The sequence below is a fragment of the Galactobacter sp. genome (assembly GCF_022712295.1).
GTDB lineage: Bacteria > Actinomycetota > Actinomycetes > Actinomycetales > Micrococcaceae > Galactobacter.
The window spans coordinates 12,869-27,950 of record NZ_JALAGT010000064.1 but is presented as its reverse complement, the minus strand read 5'-3'; the positions used below and the strand labels follow the sequence as shown (position 1 = coordinate 27,950).

Here is a 15,082-nt window from a genome sequence, read left to right as displayed (position 1 = left end):
CTCCCGTAGCGACCGCCCCCGCGACGACGCTCGACGAGGCCCGGAAGTTCTCCCGGGTCACCGAGGACGGTCATGTCTTCCTTCTGGCCGACGGCGCGGAGGTGCCCGTTGGCCAGTTCCCGGACAAGTCCGCAGACGAGGCACTGGCCTTCTACGCTCGTAAGTACGACGAGCTCGTGGCCCAGGTGGCGCTGCTTGAACAGCGCATCGCCACCGGCGGCGACAAGTCGGCCGACGCGATGACCAAGACCCTGGATGGCCTGGACGAGCAGCTCAAGGAACGCAAGTTCGTTGGCGATGTCGCAGCCCTCGAGTCTCGTGTCGAGGACTTGCGTGTTGCCCTTGAGAACCTGCGCGCCACCCAGCGGGTGGTGGCGGAGAAGCAGCGTCAGGAGTCCCTGGAGATCCGTGAGGCCATCGTGGCCGAGGCCGAGACCATCGCTGCGACCGATCCCGAGCGCATGCAGTGGAAGACCTCCTCCGCCCGCATGGCAGAACTCTTCGACGCATGGAAGACCGAGCAGCGTTCCGGCCACCGTGTTGGCCGTTCCACCGAAGACGCGCTGTGGAAGCGATTCCGCTCCGCTCGCTCCACCTTCGACAAGCACCGCAAGGCGTTCTTCTCCCGCCTGGACAGCGACAACGCTGAGGCCAAGCGTCAGAAGGAGGCCCTCATCAAGCGGGCCGAGGAACTGCAGAACAGTACGGACTGGGGCAACACCGCCCGCGAGTACCGCCGCCTGATGGATGAGTGGAAGGCCGCCAAGCGCGCCTCCCGCCGTGACGACGATGCGCTGTGGGCTCGCTTCCGCGCTGCCCAGGATGTCTTCTTCGACGCTCGTAAGGCAGACAACGACCGCATCGACGCAGCGTTCGGCGAGAACCTGAAGGTCAAGGAGGCCCTGCTGGAGGAGGCCCGCGCGCTGACCCCGGTGAAGGATCTCGCGGCGGCGCAGAAGGCCCTGAACTCCATCCGTGACCGCTGGGAGGAAGCGGGCAAGGTTCCGCGCGGCGACATGAACCGCATGGAGTCCGGCCTGCGTCAGGTCGAGGACGCCGTCAAGGCGGCCGAGGACGACGCCTGGCGCCGTTCCAACCCGGAGACCAAGGCCCGCTCCAACTCCATGCTTGCCCAGTTGGAGGACGCCATCGCCGGCCTGGAGAAGGACCTCGCCGACGCACAGGCGTCCGGCAATGCCAACAAGATCGCCAAGGCTCAGGAAGCCCTTGATGCTCGCAAGGCATGGCTGGACACCGTTCGTCGTTCGGCGTCAGACCTGAACTGAGAACCGCGGCCGGAGGCCGCGACCGGTGCACGACGAAAGGGTGCCCACCGCGATGCGGTGGGCACCCTTTCGTCGTGCCTTCGGTACTGGGGCGACGGTCAGGCCTTCCGCTGACCGGCCACCGTGCGATAGACGTCGTAGACACCGTCCACCTTCCGCACCGCGGAGAGAACGTGGCCGAGGAACCGCGGGTCCCCCATCTCGAACGAGAAACGGGACAGCGCCGTGCGCTCGCGCGTCGTGGAGACCGACGCGGAGAGGATGTTCACGTGGTTCTCGGACAACACGCGGGTGACGTCCGAGAGCAGAGCGGCGCGGTCGAGTGCCTCGACCTGGATCTCCACGGTGAACACGGACTTGGTGGTGGGCGCCCACTCGACGTCCACGCGACGCTCCGCCTCGGTGCCGGTCAAATTGGTGATGTTGGGGCAATCGGCACGGTGAACGGTCACACCGGAGCCGCGCGTGACGTAGCCGGTGATGGGGTCCGGCGGAACCGGTGTGCAGCACCGCGCCAACTTGGCCATCACGTCGGTGGCACCCTGCACCATCACTCCGGAATCGGACACCCGGCCGGTGGCGCGGCTGGGGCGGGTGAGAATCTCCTCCTCGACGTCGTCATCGTCGGAGTGGGGCGTACCGATCAGGGTCTCGAGGTGTTCCAGGACGTTCTGCGAGGAGACGTGACCGTCCCCGACCGCCGCATACAGCCCGGCGACGTCGGCGAGGTGGAGATCCTGAGCCACGGCGGTGAGGGTCTCATGCGTCATGAGCTTCTGCAGCGGGAGGCCGTTCTTGCGCAGCGCCTTGGTGAGCTGCTCCTTGCCCTTCTCGATGGCCTCCTCACGGCGTTCCTTGGAGAACCACTGGCGGATCTTGTTCCGCGCCCGCGGCGACTTGACGAAGGTCAGCCAGTCCTGGCTGGGACCTGCACCCTCGGCCTTGGAGGTGAAGACCTCCACCTGATCGCCGTTGTGCAACTCCGAGTTCAGCGGGACGAGTTTGCCGTTGACGCGGGCGCCGATGGTGCGGTGCCCCACCTCGGTGTGCACGGAATACGCGAAGTCGATCGGGGTGGCGCCCACGGGAAGGGCCATGACCTCGCCCTTGGGTGTGAACACGAAGACCTCGGCGGAGCCGATCTCGTATCTCAGTGAGTCCAGGAACTCATCCGGGTCACGCGTCTCCTTCTGCCAGTCCACCAAAGAGCGCAGCCATCCCATGTCCTGCTGACCCTTGGGGGTCTTGCCGCCGGCCTTGTACTGCCAATGGGCGGCCACCCCGAACTCGGCCGTGCGGTGCATCTCGTGGGTACGGATCTGCACCTCCACGGGACGGCCGTCCGGACCGATCACCGAGGTATGAAGCGACTGGTACAGGTTGAACTTGGGCATCGCGATGTAGTCCTTGAACCGTCCCGGCAACGGGGACCATTCGGCGTGGACCACACCGAGAGCGGCGTAGCAGTCCTTGACGGTGTCCACGAGCACGCGCACACCCATCAGGTCGTGGATCTCGTCGAACTCCTTACCGCGCACCACCATCTTCTGATAGATGGAGTAGTAGTGCTTGGGGCGGCCGGTGATGGTCGCCTTGATCCCCGCCTTGGCGAGATCGGAGCCGATCACCTCACGAACGCTGGAGAGGTAGCGTTCACGCTCCGGGGTCCGCTCCCCCACCATGCGCACGATCTCCTCGTACACCTTGGGGTGCAGCACCGCGAAGGAAAGATCCTCCAGCTCCCACTTGACGGTGTTCATGCCAAGCCGATGGGCCAAGGGAGCGTAGATCTCCAGGGTCTCGCGCGCCTTGCGGGACGCGGAGGCGGGATTCACGTATCGCCACGTCCGGGCGTTGTGGGTGCGGTCGGCCAGCTTGATGACCAGCACCCGGATGTCGTGGGACATCGCGATGATCATCTTCCGGACCGTCTCGGCCTGCGCGGCGGCACCGTATTGGACCTTGTCCAGCTTGGTGACACCGTCCACCAGCATCGCGATCTCTTCGCCGAAGTCCTTGGTCAACTCCTCCAGCGAGTAGTCGGTGTCCTCCACCGTGTCGTGGAGCAGGGCCGCCGCCAGCGTGGAACCGGTCATGCCCATCTCCGCCAGGATGGTGGCCACAGCAACCGGGTGAGTGATGTAGGGATCGCCGGACTTGCGCTTGACTCCGTCGTGCAGCCGCTCGGCCGTGCGATAGGCGTTCGTGATCAGGGCCAGGTCCTCATGGGGATTGTTGGCCTTGACCGTACGCAGCAACGGCTCCAGGATCGGCGGCGCGGAGGACGCAGCGGATCGCCCGGACATGCGGACCAGACGGGACAGCCGCCCGGCCGAGCGCGATCCGGAGGGAGAAGACGAAGAAGCCAAAAGGGAAACCCTTTCGTTCAAACAGTGGGTGCGTGATGATCCATCCTAGTTCAGCGCAAGCGGTGCACATGACTTCCCGCGCCGAGAGCGAAAACGGCGGGGCCGCAGCATCATCGACCGAAGATGCTGCGGCCCCGCCAATCGGTGCCCCGGGGTGAACCCGTCAGGAATCAGTCCTGCGGACGAGCGGCAAGGATGGCCTCGTCGTGTTCCTTGACCGCTTCCTCAGTCACACGGAACTGCGCGTAGAGCGGAGCCTGGATGAAGAGGGTGGACAGAGCCGAGACGATGATGCCGACGAAGATCGCCAGCGACAGGTCCGCCAAGGTTCCCGCTCCCAGGAGGAAGGCGCCGATGAAGAGGATGGACCCCACCGGCAGGATCGCCACCACCGAGGTGTTGATGGACCGGACGAGTGTCTGGTTGACCGCCCTGTTCACCTGTTCCCCGAATGTCAGCACCCTCTGCTCCGAGGTGTCATGCGTGTTCTCCCTGACCTTGTCGAAGACCACCACGGTGTCGTAGAGCGAGTATGACAGAATCGTCAGGAAGCCGATGATGGCACTCGGAGTGACCTCGAAATTCGAGACCGAGTAGATGCCAGCCGTCACCACGACCACGAACAGCAGGCCGATGATCGCGGCCATCGACATCTTCCACGTTCGGAAGTACAGGGCCATCAGCAAGGCAACCAGCACGATGAACACCACGAGACCGACGCCCGCCTGCTTGGAGACGTCGGCGCCCCAGGTGGGGCCGATCGATGACATGGACACGTTCTTCACGTCCGTGTCGTAGGCCTTGGCCAGGGCCTGACGTACCTCGGTTCCCTGGTCCGCGTTCTTGAGGGTGTTGGTGTGAACCCGCATCGTGGTCGAGTTCTGCTTGGTGATCTTGGGTTCGGCGTCGGGGGCAATGGACTCGACGGCGTCCACGCCCTTGTCGATGCTCTCGGTCTGCACCTGAGACACCTGGAACTCGTTGCCTCCCCGGAACTCGATCCCGAGGTTGAAGCCGCCCTTGGCCACTGGAACCAGGACGGAAGCGACCACAAGAATCGCGGCGATCAGGAACCACCATTTGCGCTTACCGACGAAGTCGTAGGAGCGCTTACCCGTGTAGAGGTCGTTACCCCATTCGGCGAGCTTTGCCATTTCAGGCCTCCTCGTTCTTGTCGGTGTCCGTGGACTTCTTGGCGCCGGCGTTGCCACGCCTGGCCAGTTCCTCCGTACGCTTGCGCTCGGCGATGGTCATGCGCCGTTCGGCTTCCTTGGCGGCGCCTCGCGCCTTGGTCTTGGCCTTGGTGGCAGTGCCCGACGACGCGGGCGACGTTGCCGAGTTCGCGGACTCGTCCGAGTCCGCCGCCTTCGGCGTCCGGATCCGACCGGCTCCCAGGTACAGCGGTTGTGCACCGAGCAGCGTGGGATCCAGGCCCGAGGCCCGATGGCCTTCACCGAAGAACTTCGTCTTGGCCAGCAACACCAGAGTGGGGTGCGTGAACAGGAAGACCACGATGAGGTCGGCGACGGCGGTGAGACCCAGGGTGAAGGCGAAGCCCTTCACGTTGCCCACGGCCACGAAGTAGAGCACCACGGCGGCCAACAGGTTCACGGCCTTGGAGGCCATGATGGTGCGGCGTGCACGCTGCCAACCGTTGGCCACGGCCACGGTGAGCTTGCGTCCGTCTCGCAACTCATCCCTGATGCGTTCGAAGTAGACGATGAACGAGTCCGCTGTCAGACCGATCGACACGATGATGCCGGCCACGCCTGCCAGGGACAATCGGTAGTTGGCGCTCCAGCCGAGCAGCGCAATGGCCAGGTAGGTCAGCACACCGGCAATGACCAGTGACGCGATGGTCACGAAGCCCAGGAGCCGGTACTGGAAGAACGAGTACCCCGCCACGAGCACCAGGCCGATCAGGCCGGCGATGAGGCCGAGCTTCAACTGCGCGGTACCCAGCGTTGCCGAGACCTGCGTCTCCGACTGGAGTTCGAAGCTCATCGGCAGCGCGCCGTACTTCAACTGTTCTGCGAGAGCCTTCGAGGACTCCTGAGTGAAGCTGCCGGTGATCTGGGCCTTGCCGTCGGTGATGACCGCGTTGGAGTTCGGAGCTGAGATCACGGCCCCGTCCAGCACGATGGCGAACTGCTTGCGCGGATCCCCCTCGGAGTACGGCGTCAGCTTCTGGGTGACGGCCTTGAACTTCTTCTGGCCCTCCTTGTTGAACTCGAGGTTCACGGCCCACTGGCCGGTGTTGTAGCCCTGAGAGTTGGTGGCCTGGCCGGAGTTGGCGGTCTTGATGTCCTTACCCGGAACCTCGACCGGACCCATGATGTAGCGCGTACCCGTATCGGCTTCGCAGCCGATGGCGGCCTCATCGTCCTCGAATTGCGTGCGGGGCGTCTTCTTGGCCTCCGCTGCGCAGTCCCACGCCTCGAACTGCTTCTGCAGGTCTGCTGTGATCCAGTTGGGATCGTAGGCATTCTTGGGCTTCGCAGACGGATCCGGAAGGTCCTTTTCGGCAGTGCGTTCATCCTTCGCGACCGGTTCCAGGCTCTGGACGGCCGTCAACACGGGGCGGAACTGCATCTGCGCCGAGGAGGTGATCAGGTTGCGGGTCCTGTCACTGGGAACGCCCGGCATCGAGATGACGATGTTGCGGCCGTTCTGCGTGGAGACCTCGGATTCGGAAACACCTGCGCCTCCGACACGCTCGCGGATGATGCTCACGGCCTGATTGAGTTCGTCCTGCGGGATGGCCTTGTTGGACCCGTCGGTGAGCTGCGGTGTGAGGATCATTTCTGTGCCGCCCTCGAGGTCGAGGGCGAGCTTGGGGGCGAATCCGGTCTTGCCCAGAGCCACGCCGAGCACGAGTACGGCGAAGAGCACGACGTTGATGATGCCCAGCCACAGCAGCGACGAACGCGCGTGACGTACGGGGGCGGTTGATGCCATGAGGATCCTAGTTCTTGATTGAAAGCCGATTCAGGCGAACAGACGGGCACCGACCGCGACGTGGTCACGATCGGTGCCCGGAGCCTTCAGGTCAGGCGCGCGGCGCCTCGCCGTCGTCCTGGTTGCCGTCGTTCTCGGTCGGCTTAGTGGTCTCCGCCAGGGAAGCTGCCTCGGCCGGCTGATCATCCACGAAGGTGGAGATCGCCTGAGCGTGGAACACCATGGTCTGACCGGGAGCGGTCTCCAAGGTCACCTTGTTCTCGTCCAGGTCAACGTACTTGACCGTGCCGAAGATGCCTGCAGTGGTCATCACCTTGGCGCCCGGCAGCAGTTTGGTCTTCTTCTCCTCCTGCTGCGCCTGGGCCTTCTTGCGGTTGCGGAACATCATGAAGATCATGAGCACCACCAACAGCAAGAGGACGATCATCATGGGGTTGAAGCCGCCGGCGGCTTCCTTATCAGCAGCGAGCAGAGTGCTGTAGGTCACGTTGTATCCCGTACCTGTCGTCGTGTCGATTACTTCGTCCGTGCAACCTTGATTCAAACCTTGCTTCAAACCTTGATTCGAGGAACACGGCACACCAAGGATCAACTATACCTACTGAGGTGAACCTCATGCGTGATCAGGGTGCTGATAATGCCCTGGGAACCGCATGCCCTTCGAACTGCTCAGCGCCGCGCACGGTCAGAGCAGGGTCCCCTGCTCCCGCGGCGGGGTCAGCCCCAGGTGTTCCCAGGCGGCCGGGGTGGCGATGCGGCCGCGAGGAGTTCTACCGAGCAAGCCCTCACGAACCAGGAAGGGCTCGGCGACTTCCTCCACGGTCTCTGTCTCCTCGCCCACGGCGATGGCGAGCGTTGACAATCCCACCGGCCCTCCGCCGAACTTGGTGCACAGCGCCTCCAGCACACCACGGTCCAGGCGGTCCAGGCCGCGTTCGTCCACCTCGTACATGTCCAGCGCGGCCGCGGCTGCGGCACGGTCGATGCGCTCCTGCCGGTGAACCAGACCCCAGTCCCGCACACGACGCAGCAGTCGGTTGGCGATACGCGGGGTGCCCCGGGAACGCAGCGCGATCTCGGCGAAGCCGTCGGAGGTCACGGACATCTCCAGCAGCACAGCGGAACGGCGCAACACCAGTTCCAGTTCCTCGGTGGAATAGAAATCCAGGTGCCCTGTGAAACCGAAGCGGTCCCGGAGCGGGCCGGGTAGGAGCCCGGCGCGGGTCGTGGCCCCCACCAAGGTGAAGGGTGGTAGATCCAACGGGATGGCGGTGGCGCCTGCGCCCTTACCCACTACGATGTCCACGCGGAAGTCCTCCATGGCGAGGTAGAGCATCTCCTCCGCCGGGCGGGAGAGCCGGTGGATCTCATCGAGGAAGAGGATCTCCCCCTCGGTCAGCGACGAGAGGATGGCCGCGAGGTCGCCCGGATTCTGGATGGCCGGACCTGAACTGATGCGCAGCGGCGCCTGCATCTCCGCAGCCACGATCATCGCCAGCGTGGTCTTGCCCAGGCCGGGAGGGCCGGAGAGCAGCACGTGGTCTGCGGTTCTACCTCGCAGCCTTGAGGCCTCCAGCACCAAGGAGAGTTGTTCGCGAACCCGGGCCTGCCCCACGAACTCGTCCAAGTTCTTGGGGCGCATCGCGGCCTCGAGGGCCCGCTCCTCCGGTTCGGACTGCGAGTCCATCAGGTGCCGTGAGGGATCCTGTTGGTTGGCAGCGTCCTCAACCATCTCAGCGTCCCGCCTTGGAGCCGAGGCCCCGGCCGATGCCGGAGAGCACCGAACGCAGGACCTGCGGCATCGGCGCGTCCTCGAGTTCCGGCTGGGCCTTGATGGTGGCCTTCACGGCCTTGCCCGCGTCCTTGTCGCTCCACCCCAGGCCCACCAGGGCCTCCGTGACCTGTGCCAGGCGCTCATCCTCCGCCTCTCCGGGGGCTTCGACCGTGGGGGCCTGTCCGTCCTCACCGGTGGGAACCAGCTTGCCCTTCAGTTCGAGCACAATGCGCTGGGCGCCCTTGGGTCCAATGCCTGGCACCTGGGTGAAGGCCTTGATGTCCTCGTTGTGGGCCGCTCTGGCCACGGCCTCGGATTCGTGAACGGCGAGGATGGCCAAGGCGATCTTGGGGCCGATGCCCTGTACCGAGACCAGCACCTCGAACGTCTCACGATCCCGAGGCGCGTCGAAGCCGAAGAGGGTGAGCGAGTCCTCCCTGACCACGAGGGAGGTGTGGAACGTGGCCGTATCCCCCTGCCGCATCCCAGCCAACGCACGTGGCGTGGTGTGGATCAGGTATCCCACGCCCGCCACATCCACGACGGCCGTATTGAGGGTGGCAGTGGCGAGCGTCCCGGTGAGTTGTGCAATCACGTGTGCTTGAACTCCGATGCGTCAGACAAAGTTAGAACAGGTCTTCTAATCATACTAGCCGCGCTTGCGCGCCAAGGCGCGCAACCGGGCTTCGTCCGCTCGCTTGGAACTGCCCTTGGCCTGCGCCTGGGCCTTGGCCCACGCGCGCTGGGCGGCGGTCATGCCTCCCCTGTTGGTGCTCGACGCGGCGGCATGAGAGCCGGGTGCCACACCGCGCCACGCGTGGGCCAGCGCGATCGCGATGGCGTCCGCGGCGTCGGCCGGCTTGGGTGGGGCCGAGAGCTTCAGGATCTTGGTGACCATGGTGGTCACCTGTGCCTTGTCCGCCTGGCCATTGCCCGTCACTGCGGCCTTGACCTCGGTGGGAGTGTGCAGACCCACCGGGATCCGGCGGCGGGCCGCCGCGGCAATGACCACGCCCATGGCCTGCGCCGTGCCCATCACGTTGGAGACATTCGTGTACGTGAACACGCGCTCGATGGCCAGCGTGTCAGGCTTGTACCGATCCAGCCAGCCGTCGATCTCGTCCGCGATCTTCAGGATGCGACCGTCCAACGGGACCGTGGAAGCGGTGCCCACAACGCACACGTCGACCAGATCCGCACTGCGGTTCTGGTCGACGTCGACGACGGAGAGCCCGCAGCGGGTCAGGCCGGGATCCACCCCGACCACCCGCAGGGCCACGGCTCAGTCCTCCTCGAGCTGCGCCAACACCTCAGCGGAGATATCCACGTTGGAGTAGACGTTCTGCACGTCGTCGAGTTCCTCGAGGGCTTCCTCGAGCTTCAGGAACTTGCGGGCACCGTCAGCGTCCAGATCCACCTTCATGGTGGGCACGAACTCGACCTCGTCGGACTCGTAGTCGATACCTGCAGCGTCCAGCGCCTGGGCCACGGCCCGCAGGTCCGTGGGCTCGGAGATGATGGCCAGGGCGTCACCCTGGTCCTGGACCTCTTCGGCGTCTGCGCCGCCCTCGAGCACGGCCTCCAGCAGGGAGTCCTCGTCCTGCCCGCCCTCCTTGGGAACCACCACGACACCCTTGCGGTTGAACATGAAGGTCACGGAACCGGGGTCGGCGATGGTTCCGCCGTTACGGGTGATGGCAACGCGAGTATCGGAGGCGGCACGGTTCTTGTTGTCCGTCAGGCACTCCACCAGCAGCGCGGAGCCCTGCGGGCCGCGCGCTTCATAGATGATCTCGGTGTAGTCGATGACCTCGCCGGTCAGACCGGCGCCACGCTTGACGGCACGGTCGATGTTGTCGTTGGGGACAGAGGCCTTCTTGGCCTTCGCGACCGCCAACTCCAGGCCCGGGTTACCGGACAGGTCCGCGCCACCGGCGCGCGCGGCGACCTCGATCTTCTTGATGAACTGAGCAAAGGCCTTGGCGCGCTTGGCGTCGATCGCGGCCTTCTTGTGCTTGGTGGTGGCCCACTTGGAGTGACCGGACATCGGTTTCCTTAACTGTCGTTCGTCAACTTGTCTCTACCTGTTGCGCAGCAGGGGCATCGCGGTCTCATCGGCCGCGGCCTCGCGCGCACACCTGCAACTCATTCTAGCGACACATAGAGTGGAGGCCATGATCAGTGTCTTCACTTCTGCCTCAGAGCTTCCCTACGAGCTGCCGCACCTGGACACCATCACGGCGGAGGACCTCATCGACGGGGTGAAGGAGGGCATCGAGGCGCACGCACAGGAGGTTGCCGCCATTGCCTCGGATGCCTCACCGGCCACGTTCGAGAACACCTTCGTGGCTCTCGAACTCTCCGGGCAGGTTCTCGCCCGCGCGGTGAGTACCGCGTTCAACATCATCCCGTCGCACGGAACGGAGGAGATGAAGCGGGCAGAGACCACCATTGAGCCGCTGCTGAACACCCACTGGAACGCGATCCTGCTCAGCCCCGAGCTCTCGGCCCGCCTGTCGCAGGTTGATCTATCCGGCCTGTCCGGTGAGGATGCACGGTTGGCTGAGCAGGTGCTGTTGGAACGCAAGCTGGCAGGCTCCGAACTCTCCGACTCTGCACGTGAGGAGTTGAAGGAGCTCAACGCTCGGATCTCGAAGCTCACCACAGCCTTCGGCCAGGCGGTGAGTGATGACCTGAACGCGGCTGCGGTCGAGCTCACCGAGGACGAGGCCGCAGGCCTCTCCCCCGCCCAGCTCGCGGCGACGCGCGTCGAGAAGCCGGGAGCGGCCGTCGGACATGAGGACACCCACCGCATCACGCTGATCCTGCCGAGCTCCCAGCCGGCGCTCGCGAAACTGACCCACGCGGAGTCGAGGCGCAAGCTGTACGAATCCTCCGTGTCCCGCGGTTCCGCTGACGACGGAGGAACGCTGGCGTTGGCGCCGCAGATCGCACAATTGCGTGCACAGCGAGCCCGACTACTGGGGTTCCAACATCATGCAGAGGCGGTCCTGGCCGAGCGCTCCGAAAGCGACCTGTCCAAGGTGCAGGCGCTGCTGAGCTCGGCAGTCGACCCGGCTCTGGCCAATGCTGCTCGTGAGGATGCGGCCATCGCGGCCTGGCAGGGAACGCCGGTGAAGCCGTGGGATCGCGCCCGTGGACTCGAAGCGCTCGGCGCCGATCAGGGCGGCGTGGACGAGTCCGCACTGGTCGGCTATTTCGAGCTGAACCGGGTGATCGAGGACGGCGTGTTCCGGGCCGCGCATCTGCTCTACGGACTCACCTTCAAGGCCCGGCCTGATCTTCCGGTGCACCATCCGGATGCACGCGTGTGGGAGGTGTTCGATGCGGACGGTTCCGGGTTGGGACTCTTCATCGGCGATTATTTTGCTCGGCCCACCAAGCGCGGCGGCGCGTGGATGAACTCCCTGCGTGACGGCGCATCATTGGTGGGGCAGAAGCCCGTGGTCACGAACAACCTGAACATTCCGAAGCCGGCCGCAGGCGAGCCCGCTCTGGTCACCCTGGACGAGGTCAATACCCTCTTCCACGAGTTCGGCCATGCGCTGCACGGACTCTTCTCCGAGGCCAAGTACCCTTCACTGGCGGGAACCAGCGTGCCCCAGGACATCGTGGAGTATCCCAGCCAGGTCAACGAGATGTGGGCCTTCCATCCCGAGGTGCTGCCCCATTACGCGATCCATGTCGAGACCGGGGAACCTCTGCCCGCCGACCTCGTGGCGGACCTCCAGAAGGACACCACCTGGGGCGAGGGCTTCTCCACCACCGAGTACCTTGCTGCATCCCTGCTCGACCTTGCCTGGCACCAGCTGGCCCCGGATGAGGTGATCGAGGACCCCCTGGCTTTTGAGGCCACGGTGTTGGCCGACCACGGCTTCCACCCGGATCAGCTGCCTCCGCGCTACCGCACCGGCTACTTCCAGCACATCTTCGACGGTGGGTACTCGGCCGGGTACTACAGCTACTTCTGGGCCGAGGTCCTCGACGCCGACACCGTGGAATGGTTCAAGGAGCAGCCTTCACTTCGCGAGGCCGGCGAGACGTTCAGGCGTGAGCTGCTGGCGCGGGGCAACACGCGCGATGCACTGGAGTCCTACAATGCCTTCCGTGGCCGAGCAGCGAGCACCGAGCCGCTGCTGAAGCGTCGTGGGCTGATCTGATCCGCAAGTGCGTGTGCGTATCGTGAACCCATGAGACCTAGCCCGTCGGCGCTCAGACGTTCCCTGTCCTGCGCCGCAATCCTGGCCCTGACCGGATGCACCCTTCCCGGCATGGATGACTCCGGCACAGCTCCGTCGCCGAGTCCCGCCACGACCAGTCCCCAAATCACGGAGTCCTCCGATCCCGGCCAATCTCAGCAGAATCCGGCCGCCGTCTTGAGCTTCCGCCCGGTGGTCGGCGCTGTCGATTCCTTGGGGCCGATGCCAGCCGACACGGGAAGCAACGGGGAGGTCGACGAGGCCACCTGGCAGCGCTTCCTGAAATATGACTGCAGCGGCGCGGCGTCCTCGCCCGGCTCGGGACCGGCGTTCGAGAAGCATGACATCGCCTGCGACACGGACGAGGGCAGGCGCTATCTGCTCGGTGGCATAGCCCTCGACGCGTCAGACGTGGACGAGGCCAGCGCTGTGCGTCCCGACGGAAGCGCCCAGTGGGCCATCGACCTGGACATGACCCACGGTGGGGCTGAGGCGCTCGAGAAACTGACCAAGGAGACCAGCGAGTACAACGACGATGATCCCCGAAAGCGCTTCGCGATCATGGCGGATCAGAAGCTCCTGGTTGCTCCTCTGTCTCAGGCCGTGGTCACGGATGGCAAGGCTCGGATCAGCGGCAACCTCACTGAGGCGTCTGCGACCGAGATCGCCGACGCCATCAACGCGGCGGCCGACTAAGGCACCGCCACTGGAATGCACATGGTGCGGCGCTGAAGCACACGCGTCGGTGCGGATCCGCAGATCCGCACCGACGCGTGTGTCAACGCACCGTCATCTGTGCCTGTGCCTGTGCCTGTGCCTGGGCCTGTGCCTGGGCCTGTGCCTGGGCCCGCTCCACGAGCCAGCCGTGGAACGCGTCCACGCCAGCTGATTCGGGGTGGAAGGACGTGGCCAGCAGGTTTCCCTGCCGCACCGCGACGGGGAAGTCACCCACTGCGGCCAAGACCTCCACGTCGGCCCCTGTCGACACCACGCGCGGGGCGCGGATGAACACCGCGTCCACCGATACGGGAGTCGAACCCATTCCGGTCACCGACAGGGTGGTCTCGAAGGAGTCCACCTGTCGGCCGAAGGCGTTGCGTTCCACGCTCACGTCGATGCCGCCCACGCTCTCCTGCTCTGCGCCGGTTCCGTCCACGGTGGGATCGGCGATGGTGTTTGCCAACAGGATCATGCCTGCGCAGGTTCCCAGGACGGGCATTCCCGCAGCGATTCTGGTGCGCAGTGGCTCCATGAGGTCGAAGATCCGCAGCAGCCGGGCGATCACCGTGGACTCTCCCCCGGGCAGCACCAACGCGTCCACCGACGCCAACTCTGCAGGCCGACGTACCGCGACGGCCTCCGCGCCGACGGCGGTCAGGGCTTCGAGGTGTTCACGGACGTCGCCTTGAAGAGCCAGAACGCCGACGCGCGGCAACGAACCTGCGGCGGAGTTCACCAGCCGCGCTCGGAGAAGTTGGTGAAGGAGGTGCCCTGCAGCTCACCCGGACCGGCCGGGTGGCCCTGAGGCACATTGATGCCCACCATGGCATCGCCCAAGCCACGCGAGACGTCGGCGATGACCTTCGGATCGTCGTAGAAGGTGGTGGCCTTGACGATGGCGGCGGCACGCTCGGCGGGGTTGCCGGACTTGAAGATGCCGGAGCCAACGAACACACCCTGGGCGCCCAGCTGCATCATCATGGCAGCGTCTGCCGGAGTGGCGATGCCGCCCGCGGTGAAGAGCACCACGGGGAGCTCGCCGGTGCGGGCGATCTCGGCCACGAGGTCGTAGGGGGCCTGCAGGTTCTTCGCGGCAACGTAGAGTTCGTCCTCAGGCATGGCCGTCAGGGCCTTGATCTCGGCGCGGATCTTGCGCATGTGCGTCGTCGCGTTGGAGACGTCGCCGGTCCCGGCCTCGCCCTTGGAGCGGATCATTGCGGCACCCTCGGTGATGCGGCGCAGCGCCTCACCCAGGTTGGTTGCACCGCAGACGAACGGCACTGTGAAGTCGTGCTTGGAGATGTGGTTGGAATAGTCGGCCGGGGTCAGGACCTCGGACTCGTCGATGTAGTCCACACCGAGGCTCTGCAGCACCTGGGCCTCGACGAAGTGGCCGATGCGGGCCTTGGCCATGACCGGGATCGAGACGGTGTCGATGATGCCCTGGATCATGTCGGGGTCGGACATGCGGGACACGCCGCCCTCTGCACGGATGTCGGCGGGTACGCGCTCCAGTGCCATCACGGCCACGGCGCCTGCATCCTCGGCGATCTTGGCCTGTTCCGGGGTGACGACGTCCATGATGACGCCGCCCTTGAGCATCTCCGCCATACCGCGCTTGACGCGGGTGCCGCCTGTGACCTGCTCGGTGTTCTCAGCCACTTCTTCTCCTAGTTAAGAGGATTTGTCGCGGGCGCACTCGCGCCCCTGCTGCACAACGCTATGGGCGGGTCTGAAACGTTCCCCAGGATGTCG

The 15,082-nt window shown here is 65.3% G+C and carries 13 protein-coding genes; 3 read left to right on the top strand and 10 right to left on the bottom strand.

Annotated elements, in window-relative coordinates; genetic code table 11:
• Window positions 1-1,286, top strand: a 1,286-nt coding sequence (locus tag Q0A15_RS05165; protein ID WP_291278464.1) for a DUF349 domain-containing protein, incomplete at its 5' end; no start/stop codon positions are given.
• Window positions 1,287-1,384: 98 nt separating this feature from the next.
• On the opposite strand, the gene Q0A15_RS05160 is transcribed toward Q0A15_RS05165, so the two are convergent.
• The 8 genes from Q0A15_RS05160 to Q0A15_RS05125 all read right to left on the bottom strand — a co-directional run bounded on the left by Q0A15_RS05160 (window position 1,385) and on the right by Q0A15_RS05125 (window position 10,434).
• Complete coding sequence (locus Q0A15_RS05160; protein WP_291278463.1) at window positions 1,385-3,592, bottom strand: bifunctional (p)ppGpp synthetase/guanosine-3',5'-bis(diphosphate) 3'-pyrophosphohydrolase; 2,208 nt, start codon at window positions 3,590-3,592, stop codon at window positions 1,385-1,387.
• Between the two features lie 233 nt (window positions 3,593-3,825).
• Window positions 3,826-4,809, bottom strand: coding sequence for a protein translocase subunit SecF (secF, locus tag Q0A15_RS05155; protein ID WP_291278462.1), 984 nt, complete (start codon window positions 4,807-4,809; stop codon window positions 3,826-3,828).
• A 1-nt stretch (window position 4,810) separates the two neighbouring features.
• On the bottom strand, window positions 4,811-6,613 hold the full coding sequence (secD, locus tag Q0A15_RS05150; protein ID WP_291278461.1) for a protein translocase subunit SecD: 1,803 nt from the start codon (window positions 6,611-6,613) through the stop codon (window positions 4,811-4,813).
• A 91-nt stretch (window positions 6,614-6,704) separates the two neighbouring features.
• Window positions 6,705-7,100, bottom strand: a complete 396-nt coding sequence (yajC, locus tag Q0A15_RS05145) for a preprotein translocase subunit YajC (RefSeq protein WP_291278460.1) — start codon at window positions 7,098-7,100, stop codon at window positions 6,705-6,707.
• 198 nt (window positions 7,101-7,298) lie between these two features.
• A complete protein-coding gene (gene ruvB, locus Q0A15_RS05140) occupies window positions 7,299-8,345 on the bottom strand; it encodes a Holliday junction branch migration DNA helicase RuvB (RefSeq protein WP_291278459.1) in 1,047 nt (348 codons plus the stop codon).
• 1 nt (window position 8,346) lies between these two features.
• Window positions 8,347-8,982, bottom strand: a complete 636-nt coding sequence (gene ruvA / locus Q0A15_RS05135; RefSeq protein ID WP_291278458.1) for a Holliday junction branch migration protein RuvA — start codon at window positions 8,980-8,982, stop codon at window positions 8,347-8,349.
• Window positions 8,983-9,036: 54 nt separating this feature from the next.
• Window positions 9,037-9,666 (bottom strand): crossover junction endodeoxyribonuclease RuvC, encoded by a 630-nt coding sequence (ruvC, locus tag Q0A15_RS05130; protein WP_291278457.1) that lies wholly within the window; start codon window positions 9,664-9,666, stop codon window positions 9,037-9,039.
• Window positions 9,667-9,669: 3 nt separating this feature from the next.
• Window positions 9,670-10,434 (bottom strand): YebC/PmpR family DNA-binding transcriptional regulator, encoded by a 765-nt coding sequence (locus Q0A15_RS05125; RefSeq protein ID WP_291278456.1) that lies wholly within the window; start codon window positions 10,432-10,434, stop codon window positions 9,670-9,672.
• 127 nt (window positions 10,435-10,561) lie between these two features.
• Between Q0A15_RS05125 and Q0A15_RS05120 the strand changes: the two genes are divergently transcribed.
• Window positions 10,562-12,568 carry a M3 family metallopeptidase gene (locus tag Q0A15_RS05120; RefSeq protein ID WP_291278455.1) on the top strand — a complete coding sequence of 669 codons (2,007 nt, stop codon included), beginning with the start codon at window positions 10,562-10,564 and terminating at the stop codon, window positions 12,566-12,568.
• Window positions 12,569-12,829: 261 nt separating this feature from the next.
• A complete protein-coding gene (locus tag Q0A15_RS05115; protein ID WP_291278454.1) occupies window positions 12,830-13,303 on the top strand; it encodes a hypothetical protein in 474 nt (157 codons plus the stop codon).
• An 82-nt stretch (window positions 13,304-13,385) separates the two neighbouring features.
• On the opposite strand, the gene pdxT is transcribed toward Q0A15_RS05115, so the two are convergent.
• Both pdxT and pdxS read right to left on the bottom strand, forming a co-directional pair.
• Window positions 13,386-14,063, bottom strand: a complete 678-nt coding sequence (gene pdxT / locus Q0A15_RS05110) for a pyridoxal 5'-phosphate synthase glutaminase subunit PdxT (protein ID WP_291278453.1) — start codon at window positions 14,061-14,063, stop codon at window positions 13,386-13,388.
• The gene (gene pdxS / locus Q0A15_RS05105; RefSeq protein WP_291278452.1) at window positions 14,060-14,989 is read right to left on the bottom strand and encodes a pyridoxal 5'-phosphate synthase lyase subunit PdxS; all 930 of its coding nucleotides are present in this window, start codon (window positions 14,987-14,989) and stop codon (window positions 14,060-14,062) included. Before pdxS ends, pdxT begins: the two co-directional genes overlap by 4 nt.
• Window positions 14,990-15,082: the final 93 nt, after the last annotated feature.